Genomic DNA, 14,735 nt, shown 5'->3' with positions numbered 1-14,735 from the left:
TTCCACCACTTAGCATTCCACTGGGCTACTTAAAATAAAGTATTTGCCTGATGGCCTATATTCCACATCCTGATCCGAGGAGGTTTCACATCTTTATCACTTTACATAAAATGTGAAGAATATCTTTTACAGGAGGGAAATCCATGCCCACCATCAGTCTCTGCATGATTGTTAAAAACGAAGAAGAAGTATTGGAAAACTGCCTCAAGAGTGTACAGGGTATCTGTGATGAAATCGTCATAGTGGATACCGGGTCGACTGATCGGACAAAGGAAATAGCCAGGCAGTACACGGATAAGGTACTTGATTTCGAGTGGATTGATGACTTTTCCGCTGCCCGTAATTTTGCCTTCAGCAACGCCACGATGGAGTATATCCTTTGGCTCGATGCGGACGATATTTTGCTGCCGGCTGACCAGCAAAAGTTCAAAAAGCTGAAAAACTCCCTGAATTCGAATGTTGATGCTGTCTCGATGATCTACGTCATCCTCAGAGATGAATTTGAGAATCCGACCTTCCATTACAGAAGAAACCGCCTGGTGAAGAGGAGCAACAACTTCAAATGGATCGGACCTGTCCATGAATATCTTGATGTGAGCGGCAATATTATATCCTCTGATATATCCGTCGAGCATAAAAAGAATGAAAAGCAATCGACCGGCCAGTCATCTGACAGGAATTTAAGAATTTATGAAAAGAGGATTAAAAGAGGAGATGACTTCACCCCCAGAGATTTATATTATTATGCCAATGAGCTGCGAGACCATCGGCAATATGAAAAAGCGGTCATTTATTATCAAGAGTTCCTTGGAGGCAAAAAAGGCTGGGTGGAGGACAACATAAGAGCGTGTTTGAATCTGGCTGATTGCCATGTCCATCTAGGAGAAAAGGACGAAGAAATGGAAGCTTTGCTGAAGTCTCTGTCATACGATGCACCCCGGCCTGAACCGTGCTGCCGCATCGGCGATATTTTCAAAGCCAAAAAGAATTATCAAACAGCTATCTACTGGTATACTACCGCCATACAGATGAATAAGGATACCGCCGGATTCCAGAACCAGGCTTATTCCACATGGTATCCGAATCTTCAGCTTTGCGTCTGCTATTGGGAACTAGGCAATGTAGAAAAATCGATTGAACACAATCAGAGCGCCAAAAAATACCGGCCGGATGACAAGCAGGTCTTGTTCAATGAGAAATTTTTTAATGATTTCGTGAAAAATAAAAGCAAAAAATAAGAGGGAATCCTGAAGATTTCCTCTTTTCTCTTGCCATATAATTGTCGACTATTTAACACCAATCCCAAGATAATGCATGCCATGCTGCATAATGGCCTGTTTATCCAGCACATTCCTTCCGTCCAGAACCAGGCTGCAGTTTTTGTATGCTGAAAAATCCATGTTCTTATATTCATCATGGTACGCCTGGAGGATGATTAGTTCGATTCCTTCCGCCTGCTGTTTCGAAAAGGGAACAACGCCATATTTTGATATCTCCCCTGCCTCGAATAAAGGATCATCGACATATACTGCTGCTCCCTTTTCCTTCAATTCATCAATCAGAAGCAATGTGGAGGATTTTGTTGGCTCCTTCACATTTCCCCGGAATGACAAACCTAAAATCAAGACTCTTTTATTTTTTAACGAACCCAGATGTTCTTCTGCCAGCCCTACTGCGTACTTGGCCATGTCATCATTAATCCTTCTTGATAAGGTGGTCAAGCCCTCATCCAGGCCGTTATTGATGAAGAAATATGGATAGACAGGGATACAGTGCCCGCCAACGCCAATACCCGGCAGGTGGATATTCGAATATGGCTCGCTATTTGCGGCCTTTATGACTTCCATAATGTCAATATCCAGCTTGTTTGCATACATTGCAAGTTCATTGGCAAGCGCGATGTTCACATCGCGATATACGCATTCGGCAACCTTGGTGAATTCGGCTGCCTCCAGGCTGCTGACCGGTAAAATGTCGCAGTTTAACCCTTTTTGATAAAAATCAGCCGCCAACTCCAGGCTTTTGGGATTCAATCCGCTCACTACCTTTGGATAGGCAGACAAGTCCTTGATGATCCGGTTAGAGTACACACGTTCAGGACTGTAGGATAGGAAAAAATCGACCCCCATTTTCAATCCCGAAATCTTTTCGATCGTCTTGCCAAACCTGTTCCTCGTATCCCCAGCAGGCAATGTCGTTTCAAAGCTTACAAGCGTTCCTTTTTTTATCCCTCTTGCTATATCCTCTACTGCAGAATCGATATATTGATAGTTTATGGCGCCGTTTCCCTTTGTTAATACCGGCACAATGACGACTACCACTTCAGATTTACTTACCGCTTCTGACGTATCAATAGTAGCTTCCAATGTTTTGGACTCATGGGCTTTGGCAACCAGCTCATCGAGTCCCGGTTCATTGTCCACATGGGAAATCCCCTGATTCACTTTGTCCACCACAGTTTTATTAATATCTGCTCCGTACACATGAAAATGTCCGCAATTTGCAAAAATCGCGGCTAAAGGCAGTCCTATCTTCCCTAAACCAACAACTGTCACATTTTTCATCTTAACAATCCTTTCTGGCCTTTTTAGCTGAAATCCCCCGAAATCCTGGAAAGCTTCTGGCAATTACTCTCCGTTATTTTATGTATTCGCAGTTTGTTTGTGTAAATAAAATGACCATTCCGCCGTTCAATTATGACAATTGACCAAGCATCGGAAAACAGTGTGAATAAGCTAAAAGAAACGACTTTTCACACCGATATGGAGGTGTTTTTCATGGAAGAAAAAGAAAAACTTAAGATTCTTGTTTTAATCAAGTCTTTCAACAAATCTGCACCAAAGCATCAACCAAAGTTCGACACCATCAAAGCAATCGAAAAATTCGCCGACGTACGGTATTGGCATAAAGACGGCAACATCAAGGATATTTTAGTTGCGTTGAATTTCACCCCAGATTTCATTCTGCATTATGATCATGCCTGGAACAGTCCCCTGACCCCAAGGATAAAGGGATTAGGAAAAATCAAAATCCCAAAAGGGTGTATCGTGATTGATATCCACTACAGTCCCGCTGAACGAGTGAAATTTTTCAATAGAAATAAAATCGATTTAATCTTTTCTGTCACAAAGTCACCATTCTTAAAAAAATTCCCTCAATACAAGGATCAGTTCCGCTGGCTCCCCTTTGCCATCAACCCTGATGTTTTTAAAGATTGGCAGTTTGAGAAGAATATTAATTTCCTGCTGATGGGGCAGGTTTTTGACAGGGAACGAAAAAGCAGGAATGTGACTGGAACTCCAAAGGGCAAGTACCCATTTAGAGAGGAAGTTTTAGTGCGGATGCGGAAAGAAGAAGGCTTTTTATTTCATCATCATCCTGGACACTACGCAAAAAATACTTCAAAAAACTATCTGAATGAAAAATATGCGAAGGAACTGAACCGGGCAAAAATGTTCTTCACATGCGGGTCCAAGTTTCAATATCCAGTACTGAAATACTTTGAAGCTCCCGCGTGCCGAACACTGCTCCTGGCAAAGCCTGTTCCAGACCTTACAGATTTGGGATTCGTAGATGGTGAAAACTTTGTTGCTTGTAATGAATCCAATTTCTATGAAAAAGCGATGTATTATCTGGAAAACGAGGCAGAAAGAACAAAAATAACAGATACAGGCTACGAGTTTATCCATACCCACCATACAAACGATGTAAGGGCCCAGCAATTTATTGACTATGTGAAAGAATATCTATCCCTTAATCGAGAATCTTCAAGTTCTAAATAAAACTGCAAAGCCATTCATTTGCCAGCGGATTTTTCGCATTTGTAGGCGCCCCCCCATACACTTCCAATTTCAGAACATATACCATAAAGAGACTGATTATGAATCGGTGACCCTCTATACCGCAGCATCTTTAAAAATGATAGATATGGGTGTGTTTTATGAATAATAAAAGCAATTTAAACAATGTAAAGCTAGGTGAGAACGTCAAGATTTATGATTTTGTAAATGCCTATGGCTGTGAAATAGGAGACGGAACAAAGGTTGGCACATTCGTTGAAATCCAAAAAGGAGTTAAAATCGGAAAAAATTGCAAAATCTCTAGCCACTCTTTCTTATGTGAAGGAGTGCATATAGCAGATGGAGTTTTTATCGGCCACGGGGTAATGTTCACGAATGATATGTTCCCCCGCTCCACCAATCCGGATGGCTCTTTGCAAAATGATGGCGAATGGACGCTCCTTGAAACAATTGTAGAAGAACGAGCATCCATCGGATCTGGGAGTACCATCCTGCCCGGACTCACAATCGGTAAAGGGGCCATAGTCGGTGCTGGCAGTGTTGTCACCAGGAATGTCCCGGAATTCTCGATCGTTGCCGGAAACCCGGCTAAGGTCATTCGATACATCCAGGAATAAAGTCTCCTCTCCCGCTGCAGGAGAATTTTTAGGAGGGATCAATCTATGTTAAAAGCAGGAGTCATAGGCTGCGGCTATTGGGGACCAAATATTATCCGCAATCTGGATGCCCTGCCTGGAGTCGAGTTAATCTATGTAGCAGATTTGAATACTGAGCAGCTGGCAAAACAAAAAGCCTTATATCCTTACATTAAAACCACCACAAACTATCTGGACATCATCATGGACCCCGCAATAGACATCGTATTGATTGTGACCCCGGTGAATACTCATTATCGATTTGCAAAAGAAGCCCTCACTAACGGCAAGCATGTCTTTGTTGAAAAACCTCTCACCGACTCTGTTCAAACTTCAGAGGAACTTTGTAAACTTGCAGACTCCAGGAACCTAACACTTATGGTCGGGCATACCTTTGTATACACAGGTGCCGTCAGGAAAATGAAGGAAATTATTGATTCAGGTGAAATAGGGACCATTCGGTATATCACATCCCAACGCCTGAATTTAGGTTTATACCAAAAGGATATCAATGTCTTATGGGATTTGGCTCCTCATGACTTATCGATTGCCGATTATTTGATCGGCAGCCAGATCATCAAGGTAAGAGCATATGGGCATCGAGATATCAATCCACAGCTTGAAGATACCGCTTTTCTAAACTTAACCTATTCTACCGGAGAGAAAGTCTATATTATGAACAGCTGGCTATACCCGGAAAAGGTACGGAAAATGGCGGTTGTCGGAACAAAAGGCATGATAATCTACGACGACATGGAGCCCGAGAAAAAAGTAAAGGTATTTCGTAAGCATGTAGACTTCTCAAAAAGTGAAGTTTCCTACCAGTATGAGAATGAAAAAGAGTATTTTCCCGAGCTAATTTTAAAAGAAGCATTGAATGTCGAGCTTTCCCATTTCACAGATTGCATCCTGAACAACAAAGAGCCTTTGAGCAGCGGAAATAAAGGTTTGACCGTTGTAAAAGTACTCGAGGAAAGTAATCTTTTATTAAGGAGAAACCAAGAATGATCCCATTTTTAGATTTAAAGGCCCAGTATAAAAGCATCGAAATTGAAGTGAAGAATGCCGTTGGAAAAATTTTTGAGGATTGTGCATTTGTAGGCGGCAAAGAGGTCGAAACCTTTGAAAAAAACTTCGCTGATTATTGCCATGCGTCTTATTGTATTGGTGTCGGCAATGGGACGGACGCTTTATGGCTTACCTTAAAGGCAATGGGCATTGGACATGGAGACGAGGTTATTGTCCCTGCCAATACTTTCATTGCCTCTGCAGAAGCGATTACAGCTGTAGGAGCTCGGCCAGTATTCGTCGATCATGACACAGAGACGTATACTATCAATACAGAAGAGCTTCCTTCCAGGATTACTGGAAAGACGAAAGCGATTATTGCAGTCCATTTATATGGACAGCCTGCAGATATGGACCCAATCCTCGAAATCGCTGCCCGGCATGGCCTTAAAGTGATCGAAGATGCAGCCCAGGCACATGGCGCTGAATATAAAGGAAGGCGGGTTGGGTCGATCGGTGATGCCGCATGCTTCAGCTTTTACCCTGGCAAGAATTTAGGGGCATATGGTGATGGCGGAGCGGTGGTGACGAATAATCAGGAACTTGCTGGCCGCGTGCGCCTCTTGAGCCAGCATGGCAGCAAAGTGAAATACATTCACGAAATTGCAGGTTATAACAGCAGACTGGACGGAATCCAGGCTGCCATCCTGAATGTAAAAATGAACTATATCGAACAGTGGACTGAAGCCAGAAGGAAAAATGCTTCTCTCTACAGGGAGATGCTTAAAGATACAAAGATCATTCTTCCGGTTGAAAAAGAAGATGTCAGGCATGTGTACCACCTGTTTGTAATCCGCATCAAGGATCGGGAAGCTGTCCAAAAGAAGCTGCTCGACAGAGGCATCCAAACTGGTATCCACTATCCGGCTCCAATCCATCTCACCGAAGCCTACAGAGACCTTGGAATTTCTCAAGGGACATATCCGCTAAGCGAAGAATATGCCAGCAGCCTTTTATCCCTGCCGATGTACGCCGAGTTAACCAAGGATCAAATACGTGAGATTTGTGATGCTTTAAAGGAGATTATCAGTTGATCCCAAACCACTCTCTTTTCCTTTCCAGCCATTATGCAGTCACCGATTCTAGTCATCACAATCATATGCAAGACCATTTATAAGTATAATGTACAAACCAACTAATTATTGGAGGAAGGCGAGTGAAAAAAGTACGCAAAGCCATTATTCCTGCGGCAGGCTTAGGTACCAGATTCCTGCCGGCTACTAAAGCCATGCCAAAGGAAATGCTTCCTATCGTCGATAAACCGACCATTGAATATATTGTAGAAGAAGCAGTAGCATCGGGAATTGAGGATATTATCATTGTTACCGGAAAAGGCAAAAGAGCCATTGAAGACCATTTTGATATTGCACATGAGCTTGAACGAAATCTTCTCGAAAAGGGAAAGCTCGATTTACTCGAACGGGTTCAGCACCCCTCTAAACTGGCTGATATCCATTACATCCGCCAGAAGGAACCAAAGGGTTTAGGACATGCCGTATGGTGCGCCAGGAATTTTATCGGAGATGAACCTTTTGCAGTTCTGCTCGGAGATGATATCGTCCAAAGCGAGACTCCCTGCTTAAAGCAGCTGATCACCCAGTATGAAGAGACACACTCAAGTATCATCGGTGTTCAGCGAGTGCCGGATGAGGAGACACATCGGTATGGAATCATCGATCCTTCCGCACAGGATGGCCGGAGATATCATGTTCAAAACTTTGTCGAGAAACCGCCGTCAGGCACCGCTCCCTCGAACCTTGCCATCATCGGCCGTTATATTTTGAATCCTGAAATATTCAAGTTCCTTGATTTGCAGAAAGTGGGTGCAGGAGGCGAAGTACAATTAACAGATTCCATTCAGCAATTGAATCAGATCCAAAGAGTGTTCGCATACGAATTCGAAGGAAATCGATACGACGTTGGCGAAAAATTAGGCTTTGTCCAGACAACGATCGATTTTGCCCTTCAGCGTGAAGAACTGAAGGAAGACGTAATAGCTTATCTTGAGAAAGTTTTAAAAGATGTTAAAACAAATAAACCTATATAACCTTGGTTATATAGGTTTATTTGTTTCTATCCTAAACTCAGCGCCAACCCCCATAGAACATGCGCCGCAAAGCGAGGATAAAAGCTTTTGTTTTTGCTCGAAGGATAATAAAGAAGGTCAGGAAATGGTCCATATAGTTCATCGATAATCCCTATAAGATGTTTTACCTTTTCCGGATCAGCATATCTGGAATAAAAGGCTAAAGCCGTCCCAGCTCCCCACAGCCGGGCAGGCCCTTTATTGAGTTCAGTAAATCTATATACTTTATCATTCACTATAAAACGATCAATGGATTTAACAGCCTGTTCAATACTCCACGGCAATGGATGAATCCCCCCGTGCTTCCTGTAGAGCTCCATTCCCCACAGGATATAGCCATGGTGGATTACATCATTGTATTTGCTTTTTTTTGCAGGATTTTCGTAGATCGTATAGTACCATTGGGGCATCCCTTTAAATAATTTTACATTTGAAATAATAGAATCTGCGGCAGAGTTGATCCTGCCTTTTACAAAGCTGTATTCCTCCTCCGTAAATATACAGCCTTGTTCCGCCAATAGTCGAGATAATGTTCCAAGAAACATCGAAGAAACATTCACGGTAAAGTTAGAATCAGTTTTACTGGGACTGTACCAGAAATACCCTCCTTTATCATTTGAGGTCCATACATTCTGGCACCAATGAAGCGCAGTCTTAGCCAATATGCCTTGAATGATTGCTCTCTCCTTAATAGACACCACTTCAAGCATTGATAAAACATCCAAAAAACCATTCATCACGATGGATGTTGTAATAGTGTAGGGGTGATTAGGCGGATTAACGGAACCGTCCTGATATGCATCCCATTCATGAGGCAGACCCCATCCCGGAATGCCGTCATTATCTAAATCCTTGTTCTCTATCAGCCAGTTCACTAGCTCCTGGATTCTATCAAGAGTGTTTTGATCGCGAAATAACCTATAATAATTTATTTCAGAGGAAAGCAGCAAACCATACGTCATAGGCTGATATGACATACCCGGAAAAGTAGGCTCCAGCCCTTTTCCCAGTTCTCCTATGGGAAACTTCTTTATTAACATTTCATAATAACTGCGTGCATCCACAGGTATCCTTCCTTTCTTTCAGCTTTTTCCTATTCCTTTACATAAAAAGACTTATATTATAGTATGTGACAGTCCGGACAAGCGCTTGGACCTTTATACCACTCAATTTAAATGTGCATGAATGGAAATAGGTTAACACCGGCAGTTTATAGTAAACTAGTCTCCATGAGGGAAAATCGGCCATTCTTTAATGCATCAAAACTTACATAAGCAAAAAAAGACGGGATTTCGATACCTCGTCTTTTTTAGATTCATTTTTTCTGTTCATCTAAAAACTCCTGAATATATTGAACCATTTGCTCGGCTCTGGCTTCATTCGTATGGTTTTCATGTATAAACCTATATCCATTATCAGCGATCAGCTGCCGTTCTTTTTCATGGTCCCGATAATATTGCGCTTTTTCCTGAAAGTTTGAAAGATCGCATGCGACGAAATGATGGCCATCCTTAAAACCGAGATCCAGTATATCCTGTACCGGCTCGGCAAGCAGCAGGGTCCTGCATGCCAGGGCTTCAAAATATTTTAGAACAGGGTATTTATACTGCCCTCCGCAAGTGAAGAAAATTTTAGACCGGTTTAATTCACGCGCATACTTTTCATTCAGGATGGCAGCTTCAGGGGCATCATGCCCTGGATGAGCGTGATGGACAAAGCCATCAACTCCCTCCATTTTCTTTAAAACTTCCTCCCTGAAAGGGTATCTCCCTTTTGGGGTATTTGTGTTGTTCTTTCCGTCTGGATCATACACCTGGCCCATCAGTAAATAATCGATATCTTTTTCAAGCTGCCAATCTCTAAAAATAGTTGGATTAATAGAAAACGGCCACCACCTGAACTTCTCCTGATATTCTGGGAATGTTTTTAAAAAGGGCGACTTTGTGAGGGAAAAGATCATATCCATTTTCGTATCTTCAAAATATTGTCTTCTTACATAGGGAAAGTAATGGATGTCTATTACAATCGAACCTTTAGGGATATCGATTTGTCCAAGGCCGCTGATAATCGGTGAAAAAGCATATCCCCACGCCACATCATACTGAAGAATGAAATCTGGTTTAAAATCGATTCTTCGCAAGATATCTTTTATGTTTCCATCTTTATGCCAGTACCTGACCTCAGCATGGTTCTCCAGGGCAGCAATCGTTTCATACTTTGGCTTATGCTTCGGAAACTTAACCCAGAACGGCTTGACCAGCAGTAAAATTTTCAGTTTTTCCTTCAATGGATTCCACTCCTTCGTGTTCTGTAAAACCCCGCTATCGGAATAGAAGAACCCCCTGATTCCGGGGGTCTATTTGTACTTATTTATATGTTTATCAATGACATTAAGCCCTCTTAAAGTGCCGATTGCTTTGAGGTTCTGAACAGGAGATTGATAATCTGGACACAGTTCCAATGCTTTAATGAAATGGGAGTACGCCTCGTTATATTTCTTTAAAAACATCAATGCTTCACCTAAATAATTTTCCTCAAGATGGGTCCTGTTCTCGATCTTGGTGAAGTGCTTAACCGCACGCGGATAGTCTTTTTCAATCAACCCCTTCATCCCTTCAAAAAAAATACGGTCACGGTCACTCTTGATTAAGGGAATGGCCTCATTAAAGAGGATAAACGCTTCATTCATCATCCATCTCCTGGATAATGCAAGCCCGGCAATTAATTTAGCAGCAAAAAGATTGTGATCTGTATCATCAGGGCCGCCATTTGCTTCGTGAATTTTCTTCAGGTCTTCATCGGAAAGATTCAATTTCACATGCCGAGCCAGTACAGCCGGGTTTTTCTGGTTCGTCACATTTGTCTGATGCCTCCTGTAAAGATACAAAGGCTCTGGGATATGATAGGACAGGCAGTCACTCTTTAAAGCCTTCAGAATAAAATCCGTATCGGACCCAACTTTAATAGTAGGGTCATATTTCACATCGCCATTGAGGACATCTCTTTTAAAAATCATTGTAGGGTTATTGAACGGAGTTCCTACATTCAGGAAAAAAGAATACAGGTCTTCCGGCAGCACATTTCCTGATTGCCAGTAACCCATCGGTGACCCACCCGCTGTAATCAGGAGCATATCAGAATGCACTACTCCAATCCCGCTGTGTTGAAGGATCTTGAGCATCCGTTCAAAACGGTTTTGAAGGGAGAGATCGTCTGCCCCATGGAATGTAATATAGTCTCCTTTAGCCTCTGATAATCCCTTGTTAAAAGCCTCCGCCACTCCCTTGTTCTCTTGTTTACAATATTTTATTCTTTCATCAGTAAACGACATCACTACCTCTTCACTGTTATCTGTTGAGCCATCATTGACAATGATCAGCTCCAGATTTTTATGTGTCTGATTCAAGATGCTGCTGATGGTTTCCTTAAGGAAATCCCCCCCGTTGTACACTGGCAAAATGACGCTAATCATAAAAACACCCCAGTTATGTGATTGAGAAAAGAGATGATTGGCAGCCTCATTCGGTCCTGATCACCCTGCGGCCTAGCAGATACCAATCAAGTAAATGGCCAAAATCAATTGCCACCTTATCTCTCCGGGCTATTTCCACACAGATAATGTTGGCGGCCACCCCGGCTGAAACGAAGGCAATGTCATACTCATATCGATCGGCTTCTTCCAACACTTTTTCAATCGAATCAAATCCCGGAACCTTTATAGTGCCTACAATGGATTTATAGCCCTTTTTGATGAAAAATTCCTCTCCATCAGCCGAACGGTTTCCAATCAGCAGGACCCGATAATTCATTAACACATGATGGAAAAAAGCAGTTTCCTGGTTGAGCTGATAATTGATCAGCGAAGTGGCCAATTTCATAGACTGCAATGGCAGCCTATATTCCTTAGCGACTTGATTAAACATCCTCTGATAGACTGGATATCTCGCTTCTGGTATGCCAACAATATCAGCCTCTAGCAAATTCTTAGCCAATAAATCTCTTTTTTCATGGTTCGGGACCTTAAATCCGCCCATACCCTTAAGCCTTCTGTTTTGATTAATTTCTTTTGTCGTAACCAGGATATCGTGTGACAAAGCCAATATTTCGCCATCACCAATCCTTATTACACTGAACCCCTTCTTTTCTCTCAAAGCCTCTAACAGTTGCACTTCTACTTCGCTTGCTGTCTGCAGGCAGATAATATCCTTCGAAAGACTCTTCATGCCTTCCTCAATAATGTCTTCAAGATTATAAGGAAGATATTGATTTTTTAATAGTTTACTTTTAACAATTGCCTCTCCGCCTCTGTAAATAGCCTCCGAGGCCATTGACTCCTTATCCCAGGGACCCGGATAGCCAAGCCTGAATAAGTACTCCCATTGTTCAGGCGAAAATGAATAGGTCAATTGGAAAACTCCTTTTGCTAAATGATTAAATGCTCCAAACAGGAACCCTTATTTTTATAAGTTCTTTTTAGGTATATTCATTTTTAGAGAAGAAGTGTTTGTTTACTTTTATAACAGTTATTATGATTTCACCCCTTTTCAGGAATGAAGCAAATGATTCTGCACATCATAGAAAAATTCAGGATAAGATGCCGCATCACCTATCAGCTTAACTGTTTCAATCGAATTTGATTTAATCTTCACATCGTCATGAATTAGTGAATTGAGGAGATGAAAATCAGTGTTATGTGGGAATTGTTTAATAAACTCCTTTAATTGTTTCTTCGCCTGGTGTTTCCTTTGCAGCCTTAAAAGGTTGAGAATAATCCAGCGGGCTGACAGAGATTTCTCATTAAGGTCTTCTTGATGCTCATAAAGATACTGAAATTCAGCTAATGCTCTTTCGTAGTCCTTGAATAGAAATGGGCTGTATCCTGGCAGGCTAAGAAGCTGGAGTTTATTAAAGGGCTGCAAGGGACAGAAGCACTGCTCCATTTTCCCTTCATCGCTATGTTTCCGATTAGCAATCACTTCCCACCTGGCAATTGGAGGCGCTTTATCAACAGTGTAAACCACAGGTGCTTTAACGATGTCTGCCTCGGTAACCCTCAAGTATCTTTTCAGTTTCTCAAAATCTTCCTCTTCAAGAAACTGTTCAGGTTTTACAGTTAGCTCCCAGACATTAAGCTCATTTCGACCCTGGACCCTATACGAAGACACTTCTTTATAGAAAAGCAACAATTTCTTTATACTTGTTTCCCAATTATATTTCTGGGCTGTCAACAGACCGTTGCTCCTTAATTTGTTCTGAATATCCTCACTTGATAATACACGGGCTATTTTCTCTGCCATATCAACAGGATTTTTCATTTCGCATATGAGTGCATTCTCCTGATCCACTGCGTATTCGAGTACTCCAGTGTTGTTTGTGGTAACAACCGGGCATCCACAAGCCATAGCCTCTAATGTTGGAAGCGAAAAGCTTTCGTAGGTTGATCCGCAAATAAACAAAGATGCTCCCCGAAAAAGGCTGCTGATCTTTTGCTGCGATGGACTAACGAATACCTTTGCCACCTTCTCTTTCATTGCTAAAGAAGGCCGCTCCGGAGTAATCCAGTACAAATCCATATCAAAGTCTTTTTTGATTTTTTCATAAGCTAAAATGATATCGGAAATCCCTTTGAACTTTGCTGATTCAGCTCCCACCATCAGCAAGTATGGCTTTTCTCCAATTTCTTTATCTCCTTTTACTGTAAAAACACCTTCATCAACTGCATTAGGAAAAACCCTGGCGTCCCTGCCGTAAATCTTGGTGATCTGCTTTGACGCCTGATTGGATACAGTAAAAATAAAAGGAGGAATCTCCATTTGTTTCTGAATAAACCCCTTTAGCGAATGGTTCATTGAGTCATAATCAAACAAATGAAAATCACCCTGCTCAAAATACACAACAGGTGCGATGCCTGTTTCGATACAAGCCTGAATATGGTCCCAATAAGTAGCAACGATCACGTCACAAATCGGAATCCCTTTAGCCAGCTCAAGGCCAAAAGGAACTTGAACATATTCTGACTCAATTGGAAACCAGGATGGCTTTGGATAATGGGAGACCACCGTTACTTTAACTCCTGCTTTTGTCAGTTTATTTGCGTGTTCGAGTATGACTTTTACTCCTCCTGATATTCCCACATGGGTCATTGCGTATACTATATGGAGTTGTTCGATATTTTGGTCTGTATGAATTAATTTTTGTCTGCTAGCAAACCCATATCTATCTAGTCTTTTATTAAATTCCTGTGAACGAAGTTCCTGTATCACGTTTACCTCCAAATGTTTTTTATAATAGTCTATGTGTAAGCCAAAAAAAGAACAGTGCTTGCCAAGCATGACAAGCACTGTTGATGATTTTTTATTATTGTGGTTCAAAAGTCAGGCCAGGACTAATATCTTGAATCTTTGCAATATGACACGTACTAAGAATATATGTTTCGTTTCCTGTTGTAATCTTTACAAGTCCTTCAGATATAGCAAGAATTTCCGCATCCTGAATATTGTCAAAGAAACCATCAGTAAAGAAATCTGCTGAAGAGCCTTGTTCAAAGATCATTTCAAGAATTGCCCTAGTAGGCTGCTCACAGCATTCACATTCTCCCGTACGATCAGGCGGCGGGTCTGGAAGTGGAGGCAGAGTTACACCAGCAAGTAAGCCATCACCTTGAACTCCAACGACTTGGCACATTGGTCCTGCAATCGTTCCACCCTCTGCAATAAAGAATCCATTTTGAACTGCATCAATTGTTACGTTGCCGATACCACCATTATTTGTTTGAGAAGTAGTTCCAACAGTAACTTCGATATTTCCATCTCTAATTTGCTCAAATATATCTGTCATTGGTCCAACGCAACAATCACACTCTGTATCAGGCATTGGTCCAGTCGGTCCGGTTACCCCTGTCGGCCCGGTTGGTCCTGTTGGTCCTGTTGGTCCTGTTGGCCCTGTTGGTCCAGTCGGCCCTGTTGGTCCTGTTGGTCCTGTTGGTCCTGTCGGCCCTGTTGGTCCGGTCGGTCCTGTTGGCCCTGTTGGCCCTGTTGGTCCAGTCGGCCCTGTTGGTCCTGTTGGTCCTGTTGGTCCGGTCGGTCCCGTTGGTCCGGTCGGTCCAGTCGGTCCGGTTGGTGTCGTTGGTCCTGTTGGGCTGCGCGG

General features: G+C 42.2%; 12 protein-coding genes and 2 pseudogenes. 7 read left to right on the top strand and 7 right to left on the bottom strand.

Going from position 1 to position 14,735, the window contains the following annotated elements:
- Nucleotides 1-143: 143 nt before the first annotated feature.
- Complete coding sequence (locus J7E38_RS15250) at nucleotides 144-1,238, top strand: tetratricopeptide repeat-containing glycosyltransferase family 2 protein (RefSeq protein ID WP_214706931.1); 1,095 nt, start codon at nucleotides 144-146, stop codon at nucleotides 1,236-1,238.
- A gap of 48 nt (nucleotides 1,239-1,286) precedes the next feature.
- Here J7E38_RS15250 and J7E38_RS15245 read toward each other — a convergent pair whose 3' ends face one another.
- Complete coding sequence (locus tag J7E38_RS15245; RefSeq protein ID WP_214706932.1) at nucleotides 1,287-2,564, bottom strand: nucleotide sugar dehydrogenase; 1,278 nt, start codon at nucleotides 2,562-2,564, stop codon at nucleotides 1,287-1,289.
- A gap of 213 nt (nucleotides 2,565-2,777) precedes the next feature.
- On the opposite strand from J7E38_RS15245, the gene J7E38_RS15240 reads away from it, so the two are divergent.
- From J7E38_RS15240 to galU, 6 genes and pseudogenes are all read left to right on the top strand, one after another.
- Nucleotides 2,778-3,782 carry a glycosyltransferase gene (locus J7E38_RS15240; RefSeq protein ID WP_214706933.1) on the top strand — a complete coding sequence of 335 codons (1,005 nt, stop codon included), beginning with the start codon at nucleotides 2,778-2,780 and terminating at the stop codon, nucleotides 3,780-3,782.
- A gap of 158 nt (nucleotides 3,783-3,940) precedes the next feature.
- Nucleotides 3,941-4,162, top strand: a pseudogene (locus tag J7E38_RS24495) (LbetaH domain-containing protein); the annotation flags it as partial.
- Nucleotides 4,163-4,165: 3 nt separating this feature from the next.
- Nucleotides 4,166-4,402: pseudogene (locus tag J7E38_RS24490) on the top strand (DapH/DapD/GlmU-related protein); the annotation flags it as partial.
- 60 nt (nucleotides 4,403-4,462) lie between these two features.
- A complete protein-coding gene (locus J7E38_RS15230; RefSeq protein ID WP_214706935.1) occupies nucleotides 4,463-5,443 on the top strand; it encodes a Gfo/Idh/MocA family protein in 981 nt (326 codons plus the stop codon).
- Nucleotides 5,440-6,537 (top strand): DegT/DnrJ/EryC1/StrS family aminotransferase, encoded by a 1,098-nt coding sequence (locus tag J7E38_RS15225; protein WP_214706936.1) that lies wholly within the window; start codon nucleotides 5,440-5,442, stop codon nucleotides 6,535-6,537. Before J7E38_RS15230 ends, J7E38_RS15225 begins: the two co-directional genes overlap by 4 nt.
- A 122-nt stretch (nucleotides 6,538-6,659) precedes the next feature.
- Nucleotides 6,660-7,550 carry a UTP--glucose-1-phosphate uridylyltransferase GalU gene (gene galU, locus J7E38_RS15220; RefSeq protein ID WP_214706937.1) on the top strand — a complete coding sequence of 297 codons (891 nt, stop codon included), beginning with the start codon at nucleotides 6,660-6,662 and terminating at the stop codon, nucleotides 7,548-7,550.
- Between the two features lie 26 nt (nucleotides 7,551-7,576).
- On the opposite strand, the gene J7E38_RS15215 is transcribed toward galU, so the two are convergent.
- From J7E38_RS15215 to J7E38_RS15190, 6 genes are all read right to left on the bottom strand, one after another.
- A complete protein-coding gene (locus J7E38_RS15215; protein WP_214706938.1) occupies nucleotides 7,577-8,653 on the bottom strand; it encodes a hypothetical protein in 1,077 nt (358 codons plus the stop codon).
- A gap of 251 nt (nucleotides 8,654-8,904) precedes the next feature.
- Entirely contained in the window at nucleotides 8,905-9,876 is a 972-nt protein-coding gene (locus J7E38_RS15210; RefSeq protein ID WP_214706939.1) for a glycosyltransferase family protein, read from the bottom strand.
- Nucleotides 9,877-9,945: 69 nt separating this feature from the next.
- Complete coding sequence (locus J7E38_RS15205) at nucleotides 9,946-11,061, bottom strand: glycosyltransferase (RefSeq protein WP_214706940.1); 1,116 nt, start codon at nucleotides 11,059-11,061, stop codon at nucleotides 9,946-9,948.
- Nucleotides 11,062-11,107: 46 nt separating this feature from the next.
- Nucleotides 11,108-11,995, bottom strand: coding sequence for a GT-D fold domain-containing protein (locus J7E38_RS15200; protein WP_214706942.1), 888 nt, complete (start codon nucleotides 11,993-11,995; stop codon nucleotides 11,108-11,110).
- A 138-nt stretch (nucleotides 11,996-12,133) separates the two neighbouring features.
- Nucleotides 12,134-13,852 carry a glycosyltransferase gene (locus J7E38_RS23945; protein ID WP_214706943.1) on the bottom strand — a complete coding sequence of 573 codons (1,719 nt, stop codon included), beginning with the start codon at nucleotides 13,850-13,852 and terminating at the stop codon, nucleotides 12,134-12,136.
- A gap of 94 nt (nucleotides 13,853-13,946) precedes the next feature.
- On the bottom strand, nucleotides 13,947-14,735 hold a 789-nt coding region (locus J7E38_RS15190; RefSeq protein WP_483297179.1), incomplete at its 5' end, for a bclA protein.

Source organism: Bacillus sp. ISL-35 (genome assembly GCF_018613355.1).
Taxonomy (GTDB): Bacteria; Bacillota; Bacilli; order Bacillales; family Cytobacillaceae; genus Mesobacillus.
This window is presented reverse-complemented; position numbering and strand designations above follow the sequence as displayed.